The organism is Shewanella sp. SP1S2-4, assembly GCF_031932075.1.
Taxonomy (GTDB): Bacteria; Pseudomonadota; Gammaproteobacteria; order Enterobacterales; family Shewanellaceae; genus Shewanella; species Shewanella baltica.
On sequence record NZ_JAUOET010000006.1, the window covers coordinates 149,005 to 162,106 of the forward strand.

The following is a 13,102-nucleotide window of genomic DNA, read 5'->3' on the forward strand; positions in this document are numbered from 1 at the left end:
TCTGCTTGATGGCTGTGATTCACTCTTAGTCTTGTCGACCGTGTTGGCGTTGGGCGTGCGTTCAGTCACGGCTTTTACTCACTGCGCAGCAACACAGACATACCGACACGCAAATCGGCAATCGGCTGGCTTGGACGCAATTCCACCTCGAAGGTGCGCATATCAAAATCATGACCACTTTCGGTCGAGCGCCAAGTAGCAAAATCGCCCATGACGCTGATATGGGACACAGTAAAGTCCACATCCTGCCCGAGTGCTGGAATATTCAGCTGAACTTTTTGGCCTTGCTTGAAGCGCTTAAGTTGATCTTCACGCACTTGGAACACGGCCCAAGCATCCTGCATATCAATCAAACTAACAATCGGAAAACCACTGGGAGCCAATTCACCCGCCTGTAACAGCACGTCGCTGATCTCACCCGATTTAGGTGCGCGCATTTGGCTATCTTCCATAATGGCGCTAACTTCTTTCACTGCACCTTCAGCCTTACGGGCATTACCTGCAGCAGCCACTTTGGTTTCCGCCCGCGCACCTTCCTCGGCCATTTGATACATGGCTAATGCCGCTTGCTCTGTGTATTTCGCCGCTTGCCATTGGGTAAAGGCTTCATCGCGTTTTTGTCTCGCGGCCACACCTTCGTTGAAGAGATTTTCGACGCGGGTATAAGTGGTTTTAGCCAGCGTTGCCGCTGCCTGTGCCTTGAGCCATTGCTCTTTGGCCGCCATCACTTCTTGGCTGCGGGCACCGTTGTTAGCTTCAAGCTGCATCGCTTTAGCGGCATCGCGGCCACCTTCGGCTTGCATCAACTTAGCATCCAACTCAGGGCTGTTGATGGCGAACAGCAAATCACCTTCGGCCACACTGTCACCACGGCGCACCAGCACTTGCTCAACACGGCCAGGCACCTTAGAGGAGACATTGTATTCGCGGGCTTCAATCTGGCCCTGCAACAGGCTCGGCTGCGGACTGTAAGCCAGCTTGAGGCCATAGGCCAAGATAAGGCCTAATGCGACCAACGCCACAAGGGCAAGTATTCTGTTAGCGCGCATTGTTTGTCTCCTGCACTTGGGTAAGGGCTATGGTACGACCGATAAATTCATCTAATTGACCACTGATGGCCATTAATCTGGCATAGGCTTGCACATAACGATAACGGGCGGCCAGTTGTTGAGTTTTAACTGCGCTGAGTTTCAGCTCGGCATCGACTCTGTCGATAGAAGTTGAAAGCCCTTGATTAAAGGCGATGTCACGTAAGCGCAGGTTTTCGGTGGCGAGTTCAAGTGAGGTATCGAGCGCCTTCACTTCTTCTTCGGCCTGTAATAATTGGCGATAGCTTTGGTCCAGTAACAGACTCAAGTCTTGCCTAGTTTGTGCCTTGGTATAACGGGCTTGCAAGAGTGCACTCTTGGCGGCTTCGACCTTACCACTGCGACCGTCGCGGCTGAGAATAGGCACTTTAACGCCGACACCGACCATCCAATCAGGCTCTACCTGAGAAAACAGGCTGTCGTCTTCGTAAAGTGTGTAATTACCAAAGAGGAATACTGTGGGGTAATACTTGCCCTGTTCTAATGAAACCAAACCATTGGCCTGCGCTTCCTTCGCTTCGAGCAATTTGAGCGCTGGATGTTGGCTCAACGTCACTTGAGTGAGCTGACCTAAAGACGGCGCATGCGGCAAGACAAATAGAGGTGACTCAGTGCCAACATCGCTTTGCTGCAACATGCGAGACAGAGCAATAACTGCCATTTCATGTTGACGGCGAGCGCTGCCTAAATTGACTTTGGCATTGTCTAAGGCGACCTGCGCATTGAGGCGTTCAACCTTAGCGATTTGGCCTTCTCGCTCTAACGCTAGCGCATGATCAACATGCTTAGTTAAAGAGCCAACAAGATCGGTTTGGGTATTCACCAGCGCAAGCGTGACATCAACGGCGTAATATCTGTCGACCAATAGGGTAAATAAATCACGGGTGGCAAGCTGTAACTCTTGTTGCTTCTCAGCCACCATAGCCGCGTGTATACCTTGGGCTGCGGTGATCTGCCCGCCCGTATAAATCGGCCACATGGCTTGTAAGCTCGCGCGGAAGATCTCTTGCTCGGTAAAAGGCGTGACAAACATTGATCCCGGAATACTCGCCAGAGCACCGCCAAGGGCGGGTGGTAAAGTCGCGGGATCAAGGGAGGCCAAGGGATTGAGATCCCGAAGATCCAGTTCAATCGGTTTTTCGAGGTGGGTATAACTGCCATTAATGCTCAAGGAGGGCAGATTTAAGCTCTCGCCCGCCTCTTCTTCACCTTTAGCGCGATTCACTTCCTGGGATTGCGCTTGCAACTTATCGCTCACCTTCAGCACTTGTTGCCAAGCGTCGGTGAAGCTCGTAGGCTGGGCATGACCAGCCAAAGGCAATAAACAAGGCAAGGGCAGTAAACACAGCCAAGCCACACGTGATAGTTTCATTAACACCTCTAGAGTAGTTACTCTAATTTCCTTTGTGAATGATAACATCCATCATGGTAAGCGGCTAGAAGGACGATCACAGAGGATCGAACCTAGTACTCTTCGACCGAGCGACTAAGGCGATTTATCTCAGTTTTGCTCCTTAGCGCTCAACATGCTCATGCGCTTGAAAATAAGCATGAGCTACATTTCAATATAAGCCTAAAGCCGAACAAAGCCTGCCAGTTAAAACTTATTGCCATCGCGCATCTACAAGCTCAACGAATACTAAGCCGTACCACCCACTGTTAAGCGATCTAACTTCAAGGTGGGTTGGCCTACGCCTACGGGGACACTTTGACCGTCTTTACCGCAAACGCCAACACCTTGATCTAAAGCCATATCGTTACCGACCATAGAAATCTGGCTCATAGCCTCAGGGCCGTTACCGATTAAAGTGGCGCCTTTAATGGCTTGTGTGACTTCACCATTCTCAATCAAATAGGCCTCGGATGCGGAGAACACAAATTTACCCGAAGTGATATCCACTTGGCCACCGCCAAAGTTCGGGGCGTAAATGCCCTTCTTGACTGACTTAATAATCTCGCTTGGATCCGACTCACCCGCCGTCATATAGGTGTTAGTCATACGTGGCATAGGTAAATGCGCGTAAGATTCGCGACGACCGTTACCCGTTGGCGCAACGCCCATCAAACGAGCATTGAGTTTGTCTTGGATGTAACCCTTTAAAATACCGTCTTCAATCAGTACGGTTCTTTGGGTCGGCACACCTTCATCGTCGATGCTGAGTGAACCGCGACGATTAGGCAAGGTGCCATCATCGACCACAGTCACTAACTTAGAGGCGACTAACTGACCCATCTTACCGCTGAAAGCACTGCTGCCCTTACGGTTAAAGTCGCCCTCTAAACCATGTCCAACTGCTTCATGGAGTAATACGCCCGGCCAGCCATTGCCTAACACCACTGGCATTTCGCCCGCTGGTGCATCGATAGCATTAAGATTGACCTGCGCTTGACGCACGGCTTCGCGGGCAAAGGCAAAACACATAGGTAAACCAGTGTCATCGCTTGCCATTAACACGCCGTAGTCATGACGACCACCGCCACCGGCGCCGCCACGTTCACGCTTACCATTTTCTTCTAAGATCACGCTACAGTTAAAGCGCACCAAAGGACGAATATCGGCCGCTAAAGTGCCATCGCTAGCAGCGATAAGGATTTCTTCATGCACGCCCGCAAGGCTAACAACGACTTGAATAATGCGGCTATCTAAACTGCGAATAAAAGCATCGGCTTCTTTCAGCAGATTGATTTTTTTGACTTCTTCCATCGCCGCAATCGGATCTAAGCTGTCGTATAATGCCAAGGCTTTTTGACGTTTAAAGGCTTGAACCTGAGTTTGCTCACCGGCACTGGCAATGCCGCGTGCGGCCTGAGCGGCAGCGCTTAGGGCTGCTGGCGTAATATCATCGGCATAGGCGAAACCGGTTTTTTCACCGCTGATCGCACGCACGCCCACACCGCGTTCGATATGGAAACTACCGTCTTTAATGATGCCGTCTTCCAGCACCCAAGACTCGTGGCGACTACCTTGAAAATAGAGATCGGAATAATCGATTTTGTGCTGATGTATGGTGTTTAGATAGGTTTGCAGACCCTCTAACGCTAACCCATTCTTCAATAAACTTTGCTCTACTTGTGCTAAAAATGGCATCTATGCTCTCTTTGACCCCAAGGGATCTTGATATTCTGAGTGTAAATTCGCTGTACTAATTCTGTACGTAAATCGCTGTCTAATTCGGTATTGCCGCTCGCCAGTGCGGGCGGTTATTTCAAGCTTGGCTCAAGGAAACGATTATGCTGCATCACGGGCATTTTACGGCGAATACTGTGCAGTTCGGTTAAATCGACCTCAGCCTGCACCCAACCCGTACCCGTTTTACGTTCAGCCAAAATGTTGCCCCAAGGACCGACTATCATGCTCTGCCCCCAGGTTTCACGACTGCCTTCGTTATGCTGTCCCCACTGAGCGGCGGCGAGAATAACGCATTGGGTTTCAATCGCTCTGGCCTGTAGCAATACTTGCCAATGGGCTTCACCGGTAACTTTAGTGAAGGCCGACGGCAAGGTAATGATCTCGGCACCCGCAAGACGCATCGCCCTAAATAAGTCGGGAAAGCGTAAATCATAACAGATGGCTAGGCCAATTTTGCCAAAAGGTGTATCGATAACGCTAATGTGATCACCGGGGCAGAAGGTTTCGCTCTCACGATATTGTTTTGTACCATCGGCAACATCCACATCAAAGAGATGCAGCTTATCGTAATACCCTAAAGTATCACCTTTATCATCAAACAGATAACTGCGGCTATAGACGCGGCCATCCTCAGCCAGCGCCGGAATAGTGCCTGCCACCATAAAGACCTGATATTTGGCTGCCAGTGCACTTAACGCCGATTTGAGCGGACTCTGATGAGCATCACCCGCATAGGCGAGTTGCTGACTTTCGTGGCCACCAAACAGTAAACTGCATTCGGGCAACACGACTAAATGGGGCACATCGGCATCCCGTTTGAGTTCGTTAAGCTGCGATTCGATAAACAGCAGATTGGCGCTGACGTCGCGACTGCTCTGACATTGCAACAGGCTGATGTGCATTCTGATCTCCCTGAATTTGCTTAATCGGTTCTACTGCTGGCTGACTCTCTGGTGTGGCGGGCGTGCTCGGTACTTCAAGCGAAGGCGTTGCTTGAGGTTGCACCAACTTTAAATCGGGCGCTTTAATTTGATCTGTGGCTGGCTTTGGCTCTTCTGACTTTGATTCTTCAGTTCTGGCCTCTTCAGGCTTAATGTCTTGTAGCTCAAGCGCTTCTGATTGTGCTTCTTGAAGCTGTGGCTCAGATTTCGTCTCTACCGGCTGAGTGATATCGGTATTATGACTCGCGGCTTCGGTCGGCGCCGCTGGGCGCTCAACTCCGACAACAGGTAGAATAGCCTCTGGAATTTCAATCTCTTTACTCTTACGTTCCAGCTCTTCAACCACAGGTTCAGCCATAGTGCCGGTCACCCGAAAACGAATTTCTGAAATTACTTCAATCACAGGCTCAAGCACTTTTGTCAGGGCAAATGCGCCCAGGCCGAGTGTCCACGCACTGGTACTGAGCAATACCACAGTCGGCACACTCGAGGCCAATTGCGGCACAAAGCGGATATCGTAATTCAAACTTTCAGTGGTGAGATCCGTATAGCCACGGACCTTCATATTGCCCGCAATCGCATCCATTTCGGTATCAGTGGTTTTCACCACACCGTTATCAATTTGCAGATTGCCATTGAAGGAGTTGAAATACATTCCCTGACCGAAGACATCGGTGAAATCCAGCGACAGTTTACGCACCAGAGAATCTAAGCTGAACAGGGAGAAAATGCGTGCGCCCTTATCACTCACCTGAGATAAATGCCCTTTGCCTAAGTCAAATTTCACCTTGCCATTTAAGGTTTCAAGGGAGAAAGCATAAGGCGCACCTTGCCAAGATAAATCCGCGTTAACCTTTAATGGCGCTTCATTGACGCCGGGATCTATGCCCAACTGAGCCGAGAGATAATTAAACTGAGTGGCGTTCAATTCAACACTCAGATCAGTTTTATTCTGCCCTGCCTGTTGTTGCCAAATACCACGGCCCTGCAAGGTCACATTGGGCGTAGTCAACGACAGGGTTTGGATTTTATAGCCTGCCGCTTGGGGGCCCGCCTGCAAGACTAGCTTGCCAAAAGGTTTATCGAAGAAACGAAAATCTTCCACATTCACGGCCACGGGTGGCAAGTTCGTCAGCACTTGATCACTGGCAAAATCGGCATCGGTATCCGGCTTAACCTCAGGTGAAAAATAGAATTTGCTCGCCACAACTTTGAGGCCTTGGGTTCGCCAGTTGGGATAGAAATCGACCCAGCCGTCAAATTCGTTGGCAACGGTATTAAAACGCCAGCCCGTTTCATTGGGTTTCGCATTGAGCCTAAGCTCGGTCAGCTGTTGTCCTAAAAGGTCGAGGCGGCCAATATGGGAATCGATACTCGCCACCGCAGGGAATAAACTGTCATGGGCGATATCGTCGACGAGGATGCCGGTTTTAGGTAATTTCTCTTGGCCAACAAAGGCATTAATCACAGGTAACCAGTCGGCTAGTTTCGCCTTACCAAGGTCAATTTGAATATGACCTTTCTCAGTATTTCGGGCTTCATCCTCATCGAATAAACGCCCCAATAACAAATCAAAATAACTGAAATTAGCACCTTTTTCAGCATCAAACCCACCGATAAACTCGGCATGACTCGCCAGTTTGACATCTAAGGTCGCATCATTTTGATCGCCAATAAACTCAGCGACTAAAGGCCGCGGCTCATCTTCGGGTTTGGCAAAATATCCCGGGAATGACAGTTGAGTGCCAACCATATCCGAAGTTACTTTGGCTTGAATTTGATAACCTTTTTCAGTAAACAGCATAGTCATAGCGCCGTCCCAACTGATTTTACCCTGATAGAAATCACTCAAAGGATTATGCAATGCTTCGGGGAGACGATTCAGATCCCAACGACTTTTGAGTGAAAGATTAAGGCTAAAATCTTTGCCTTTAGGCTGAGTATCAAAGGTTAAGTTGAGCGGCTGTTCGAACAAACGCGCTTTAATCCCTTTACCTGTCACCACCTCATTTGCAAAGTCGACGATACCCGTTACGCCATTGAGCTGCAGTCCGGGCTGGGCAATATACACCGGCGTGTTATCAAAACTAATTTGACCACGAATATCTTCTGCGCCTCCGTCATACAGCGGAATACTGATATCCAAATTGCCAGTCACAGCGCCTTGTACTTGCACGACATCTAAGGTTTTACCCACTGACCCCGCCAAAGGTGAAGCTTGTAATACTTTAGTTGCCGCACTGCCTTGGGTGGCAAGTTCAGCTTCAATCCTCAGCAGCGTGTGCTCGCCAATCGCGGGAATAAATACATGGGCACCCGTGGCATCCACGTTCATTAGCTTGCCTTGGTTGAGCCAAAGATCCATACGAGCATTTTCAAACAAAGCATTAAGGGATAAGTCTGTGACCGCAGGCCAATCGGGTTGAAACTGGAATTGGGCATCCGTTAAAGTAAATGCCGCTTGAAACACGCCGCTATTGTCATCGAAGGGGAAACCGTTTAACGGACCACGCCAAACGACCTGTGCATCTTGAGTCTGACCCGATTTAAGCCCTGTATCCAAATATTCAGCCAGCGATTCGCCCATCGCCTTATTGGGGAAATACTTGTCGGCATTGGCGACATTATTGATATGAACATTAGCGGCCAGCGCCATATGCGCCGCAGCACTGAAATCCAATTTAAGCGCAGCATCTAAGCCTATGTCATCGTTCTCAAGCTGCAACTGCGGCACGTTTAAACTCAACTCTGCAGTATTGAACTGACCATCAATTGCCGCACCGTTAAAGACGAGTGGCGCCGAAAATTCATCCCCAAAATCCACGCTATAAACTTGTGCTGGCAAAGAGAAATACAGCGTCTTGTCTTGCCAATGTAAGTTCAGATCTAAAGGATGGGTATTGGGGATACCGTCGACCTTCTGCCAATGTAGCTGTTTCACTTCAGTAGTGGCGAGCAAAGGCTGATCGGCCTTTTGATACAGTCGAATGGGCCCAATGCTGGCTTCAGGCGCTAAAGCATGCCATTGATGTAATACGGTTTTATCGACTCCGGGGAATAGCGGTAACAGGGGTAATAGGTTTTGAGTGTTAACTTGATTCACATAGGCAAAGAATTCGTCATGTTGACGCTTAGCCGCCAGCGTTAACTGCGGCCAATGCTCACCGTTAGTGACAAAGTCGAGCCCTGAGCTCTGTACTTCCCAGCCAGAGTCCTTTGGCTGCCAAACGATATCACCCGCTTGGATTTCAAATCGTTGTGGCACTTCCTTTAAGGTCCATTGCAACCAACTCGGCTCAAAATGCACCATGGCAGAGCTGATGCTGCGATCGGCAAACGTAAGCCAAGCCTTAAGATTGACGACCCCTTCTAAGGGTAATTTTTTGCTCGCATCATAGGGATTAGGCTGACGCGATGCCCACTCACCTAAGTCTAATGAGTTAGCCGCCAGATAAATCTGCCCCGTTAAGCTGTCGGGATTCGCGCCATCGCCATTGAGATCTAACTGCAATCCCAGAGATTCATGCTCAGAGGCATTATCATCAAGATACAGTTCCCCTGCACCGCGGTGACGCTCGCCGTTATTGCGCCAATTTAGCTGGCGAATATGGATCGGGCGAAACTCTTGGCGCAAGCTGAGCAGCTGCACTGTGGCATGAGTTAACGAAAATCTGTCGAGTTGCTTGAGCAATAATGCATAGAGCCAATCAACTTGCGGCGCTTTATTGGTTGCGGCGGGATTATTTTCGGTCAGCTTGTCCATATTTAACGCGATATGGACACCATCAAAATTGACATCTTCGATACGCGGCGTGAAGGTCAGCAGCGATTGCCAAAAATCTAACTTCACTTGTACATTCTTGATAATCAGGGTAACAGGCAGCTGCTCCTGCGGCGGGATAACTAGATTATCTATGTTAATTGCCGGACCAAACGCTTGCCAGTGGGCGGATAATTCCCCCACTTGCACATCAACCTTATATTCGCTTTTTACGTAATCAACCAGTTGCTGGCGCACCCCATCAACCTGTGGCAATAAGCCACGGATCAAACTCACTGCAAGCGCAAATAGCACTAAGATTAGCGCGATAAATTGCCAACAAAAACGACTTAGTTTTTTTGCAGTAAAAGGTGCCGCCACTACATCATCACCACATCGTATTTGTTCTGTGAGTACATAGGCTCATTTTGCAAACGGATACGCTTACCTATATAAACCTCAAGCTCAGCAATCAGATGATTTTCATCAGTATGTAAGCTTTGATACACGGCAGGCGAACAGTACAACAGGAATTCATCGGCATCATAGGCGCGGTTTAAGCGGATGATTTCGCGAAATACCTCATAAGAAACCGTCTCCACCGTCTTCATGCTACCCGTGCCATGGCAAGCGGGACATTCGCCGCAAACCACGTGCTCTAAGCTCTCACGAGTTCGTTTGCGGGTCATTTCAACTAAACCTAAGCCAGAAAAACCACTTACATTGGTTTTCACTCTGTCCTTAGACAAGGCACTGGTTAGGCTGCTGAGCACCCGAGCCTTATGATCCGCCGTCATCATGTCGATAAAATCGATAATAATGATGCCGCCGAGATTACGCAGACGTAACTGCCTTGCTATCGCTTGGGTCGCTTCGAGATTGGTATTAAAAATGGTTTCTTCAAGATTTCTGTGCCCAACAAAGGCGCCGGTATTGATATCCACAGTCGTCATGGCTTCGGTCTGATCGATAATCAAATAGCCGCCAGACTTGAGCTCAACCTTACGACCAAGCGCGCGTTGAATTTCGTTCTCCACATCGTAGAGATCGAAAATTGGCGCAGGCCCTGAATAATGCTCAATCTTCTCGGCAATTTCAGGCATAAACTCTTGGGCAAAGGACTGTAACTCGGCAAAGGTACGGCGAGAATCGACCTGAATACGGTCAAGTTCAGTACCGACAAAGTCACGCACAATCCGCACAGGTAAGGCTAAATCTTGATATAACAAAGACACGCCGCTGCGCTTACGTCGCTCACTCACCTTTGACCAGACACGCCTTAAAAACGCCGCATCTTGAGATAATTCGTCTTCACCCACGCCTTCGGCGGCGGTGCGGATAATAAAACCACCGTCATCATCGACATAGGGCAAAGTGATTTGCTTAAGGCGACTGCGTTCTTCTTCAAGCTCGATACGCTGGGAAACGCCAACGTGGCTAGAGCCAGGCATAAAGACTAAATAGCGGGAAGGCAAAGTGATATCGGTAGTCAGGCGCGCGCCCTTAGTGCCCAGCGGATCTTTAACCACTTGCACCATAATGTCTTGTCCTTGACGGACTAATTCGGCGATATCACGGACAACAAAATGACCTTTCTCAACATCGGCAACGCATTCAGTGTGCGGCACTATGTCGGAAGCATGTAGAAAAGCGGCTTTATCTAAGCCAATATCGACAAAGGCGGCTTGCATACCGGGCAACACACGGCTGATTTTACCTTTGTAAATATTGCCAACTAAACCCCGTTTCATGCGGCGTTCAATGTGTACTTCTTGCAGCACGCCATGCTCAACTAAGGCTACGCGCGCCTCAGAGGGGGTTACGTTGATCAGTAATTCTGAACCCATCTTGCGCTGTATTTTATTTGGATTTAAGCGACTGGTATTCACGACTCACCCCATTCGGGAAACTAGATTAATTAATCGAAGTTACAAACTAGAAGTTACCCACTATCTAAGCATGAAAACCGAATAAAGGAACAAGGCTAAGGGTAACTTCATGGAGATACTCGATTAAGAGCCTAAAACCTCCACAAGGTTCATTCTAACCTCAAGCCTAAGTCGCAATACCAGCCACAAGCCGTTAAATCAGCCCAACCTCGGCTAACAACTCACGGGTTTCAACCAAAGGTAAACCCACAACGCCAGAATAACTGCCTTCAATCGCAGCCACAAAGCAACCTCCAAGCCCTTGGATACCGTAACTACCGGCTTTATCCATTGGCTCTTTTGAAGCGACATAAGCATCAATATCGGCGGCCGATAAGACGCAAAAACGCACTTGTGTTTCGACCAAACGCACTGAGGTTTTGAAGCTTAAATCGGCATCCGCTTGGTAAGTCAGCGCCACAGCGGTCATTACTGTATGCATTCGGCCAGACAATTCACTGAGCGTACGCTTAGCATCGGCCACATCCAGCGGTTTGCCTAATATTTGGTTTTCAAGCACAACGATAGTATCAGAACCTAATACAGCAGGCTGTGACATATCTGCACATAATGCCAGTCCAGCTTGGGCTTTTTCGGCAGCTAAACGTCGCACATAATCCCTTGGCGCTTCACCTTGCTGCACGGTTTCATCGATATCCGGCGCCACTGGCGTGAAACAAAACTCTGGACGACCGAGCCCAAGGTGGGCCAATAATTCTTTACGACGTGGTGAAGTCGAAGCTAAAACTAAATCCACAGTTAGCGAACCTTATAATGACGTCGAACCCGACGTAGAATCCAAAATATCCAAGGCCAGATCACGAGTCCCGAAATCGCAGGTAAGAATAGATCGGTATCGAACACCGCCTCTTGCATGACAAACTCGACCCAGTAAATCACTAAGTGATACATACAAATGAGCAGCATGATCACCAACGACTGTTGCCATTTAGGGAAATTTCGCAATCGCTGGCAATGCAAGATGGCGACATAAATCACCAAAGACATAGCTAAAGAGCGCACGCCTAAGGTAGCGCCCAATAAAATATCTAACACTAGGCCTAACACCCAAGCGGTTAAGATGTTGTATCTATGGGGTAATGCGATAGACCAGTAGAGCACAATCATCAACAACCAGTCGGGACGCCAAGCATCGACCGCACTCGGTAAAGGCATGATCTGGCTGATCACGCCGATAAATAATGTCACCCAAACAATAAAGCGCCCATTGGCAGCTTGAAAGCTCATCGATGCACCTCTGTCGCTGGAGAAGTGGTTTCCGTTGCCGGTTTGGCCACAGTGGCTGCGGGTGTCGTCACAGGCTTAGTCGTCTCTGCAGATGTGCCTTCCGCTGGACTCGCACTGCCGATTTTTGATGCCTCTTCGCTAAGCGATTGATCCGCAGCAGGAACTGTGGGCTGATTTGGCAAGGTCACACCTGAATCGGGAGACGGCCAAATCAACAACACATAACGAATACGATCTAACGCTGCGAGTGGTTGAGCAGTGACTCGAGCATAGCTTTGGCCGTCTTCAGTCAAGACTTCCAATACCCGTGCGACGGGATAACCTTCGGGGAAGCGATTGCCTAAGCCTGAAGTCACCAATAAATCGCCGACACGAATGTCGGTACTCTTGGCCACATGGCGCAGTTCTATCTCATCAAGCTCACCCGTACCATTGGCGACCAGGCGCACATCATTACGGGTAATACGCACAGGTAAACCGTGTGATACGTCGGAGAGCAATAGCACCCTACTGGTCATTTCACTGACCTGCACCACTTGGCCGACAACACCTTGCGCATCCACCACTGGCTGGCCGACAAATACACCGCTACGAGAACCGTGATTCAACACCACGTAGTGATGGAAAGGATCGCTGGCGACCTCTAGCACTTCGGCCACCATCTTGCGCGAATCCAGATAGGCGGGTGAGCCTAACAATGCCCGCAAACGCTCATTTTCTTGGCGTAAATGTTCGAAACGCTGTAAGCGTTCACTCATTAGCAGTTGTTGTCTGAGCAGCTCTTTATTCTGCAGTGCCAACATATTACGGGTGGCAAAACTTTCAGATGACCAGTCAAGCGCTGCGCCCGGCATACTGGCTAAATACTGTAATGGACTAAAGACAGATGAGAGGTTTTGCCGAACAGGATCGAGGCGATGATTAGCCACGAGCAAAGCCACCGACAAAATAATTGCCAGTGTCAGACGGAATTGGTTTGAAATACCACGAACAAAAATTGGCTTCAT

General features: G+C 49.2%; 9 protein-coding genes. All 9 read right to left on the minus strand.

From position 1 onward, the window contains the following. Positions 1 to 74 precede the first annotated feature (74 nt). The 9 genes from Q4Q52_RS08725 to mreC all read right to left on the minus strand — a co-directional run bounded on the left by Q4Q52_RS08725 (position 75) and on the right by mreC (position 13,102). Positions 75 to 1,049, minus strand: a complete 975-nt coding sequence (locus tag Q4Q52_RS08725; protein WP_311990384.1) for an efflux RND transporter periplasmic adaptor subunit — start codon at positions 1,047 to 1,049, stop codon at positions 75 to 77. Beyond that, complete coding sequence (locus Q4Q52_RS08730) at positions 1,039 to 2,460, minus strand: TolC family protein (RefSeq protein WP_311990385.1); 1,422 nt, start codon at positions 2,458 to 2,460, stop codon at positions 1,039 to 1,041. Before Q4Q52_RS08730 ends, Q4Q52_RS08725 begins: the two co-directional genes overlap by 11 nt. A 267-nt stretch (positions 2,461 to 2,727) precedes the next feature. Continuing rightward, positions 2,728 to 4,176 carry a metalloprotease TldD gene (gene tldD / locus Q4Q52_RS08735; RefSeq protein ID WP_006083249.1) on the minus strand — a complete coding sequence of 483 codons (1,449 nt, stop codon included), beginning with the start codon at positions 4,174 to 4,176 and terminating at the stop codon, positions 2,728 to 2,730. A gap of 113 nt (positions 4,177 to 4,289) precedes the next feature. After that, complete coding sequence (locus Q4Q52_RS08740; RefSeq protein WP_311990386.1) at positions 4,290 to 5,120, minus strand: carbon-nitrogen hydrolase family protein; 831 nt, start codon at positions 5,118 to 5,120, stop codon at positions 4,290 to 4,292. Beyond that, complete coding sequence (locus Q4Q52_RS08745; protein WP_311990387.1) at positions 5,044 to 9,300, minus strand: YhdP family protein; 4,257 nt, start codon at positions 9,298 to 9,300, stop codon at positions 5,044 to 5,046. Before Q4Q52_RS08745 ends, Q4Q52_RS08740 begins: the two co-directional genes overlap by 77 nt. Further along, a complete protein-coding gene (gene rng, locus Q4Q52_RS08750) occupies positions 9,300 to 10,766 on the minus strand; it encodes a ribonuclease G (protein WP_198555671.1) in 1,467 nt (488 codons plus the stop codon). Before rng ends, Q4Q52_RS08745 begins: the two co-directional genes overlap by 1 nt. Before the next feature lie 235 nt (positions 10,767 to 11,001). After that, on the minus strand, positions 11,002 to 11,604 hold the full coding sequence (locus Q4Q52_RS08755; RefSeq protein WP_311990388.1) for a Maf family protein: 603 nt from the start codon (positions 11,602 to 11,604) through the stop codon (positions 11,002 to 11,004). A 2-nt stretch (positions 11,605 to 11,606) separates the two neighbouring features. Next, positions 11,607 to 12,095 carry a rod shape-determining protein MreD gene (mreD, locus tag Q4Q52_RS08760; protein WP_226059500.1) on the minus strand — a complete coding sequence of 163 codons (489 nt, stop codon included), beginning with the start codon at positions 12,093 to 12,095 and terminating at the stop codon, positions 11,607 to 11,609. Then, positions 12,092 to 13,102: a rod shape-determining protein MreC gene (gene mreC, locus Q4Q52_RS08765; protein WP_311990389.1), complete on the minus strand. Its 1,011-nt coding sequence runs from the start codon at positions 13,100 to 13,102 to the stop codon at positions 12,092 to 12,094. Before mreC ends, mreD begins: the two co-directional genes overlap by 4 nt.

Bases quoted from the DNA above. Each gene is read 5' to 3' on its own strand.
- Q4Q52_RS08725 (WP_311990384.1), bottom strand. From the start codon at position 1,049: ATGCGCGCTAACAGAATACTTGCCCTTGTGGCGTTGGTCGCATTAGGC.
- Q4Q52_RS08730 (WP_311990385.1), bottom strand. From the start codon at position 2,460: ATGAAACTATCACGTGTGGCTTGGCTGTGTTTACTGCCCTTGCCTTGT.
- tldD (WP_006083249.1), bottom strand. From the start codon at position 4,176: ATGCCATTTTTAGCACAAGTAGAGCAAAGTTTATTGAAGAATGGGTTA.
- Q4Q52_RS08740 (WP_311990386.1), bottom strand. From the start codon at position 5,120: ATGCACATCAGCCTGTTGCAATGTCAGAGCAGTCGCGACGTCAGCGCC.
- rng (WP_198555671.1), bottom strand. From the start codon at position 10,766: ATGGGTTCAGAATTACTGATCAACGTAACCCCCTCTGAGGCGCGCGTA.
- mreD (WP_226059500.1), bottom strand. From the start codon at position 12,095: ATGAGCTTTCAAGCTGCCAATGGGCGCTTTATTGTTTGGGTGACATTA.
- mreC (WP_311990389.1), bottom strand. From the start codon at position 13,102: ATGAAGCCAATTTTTGTTCGTGGTATTTCAAACCAATTCCGTCTGACA.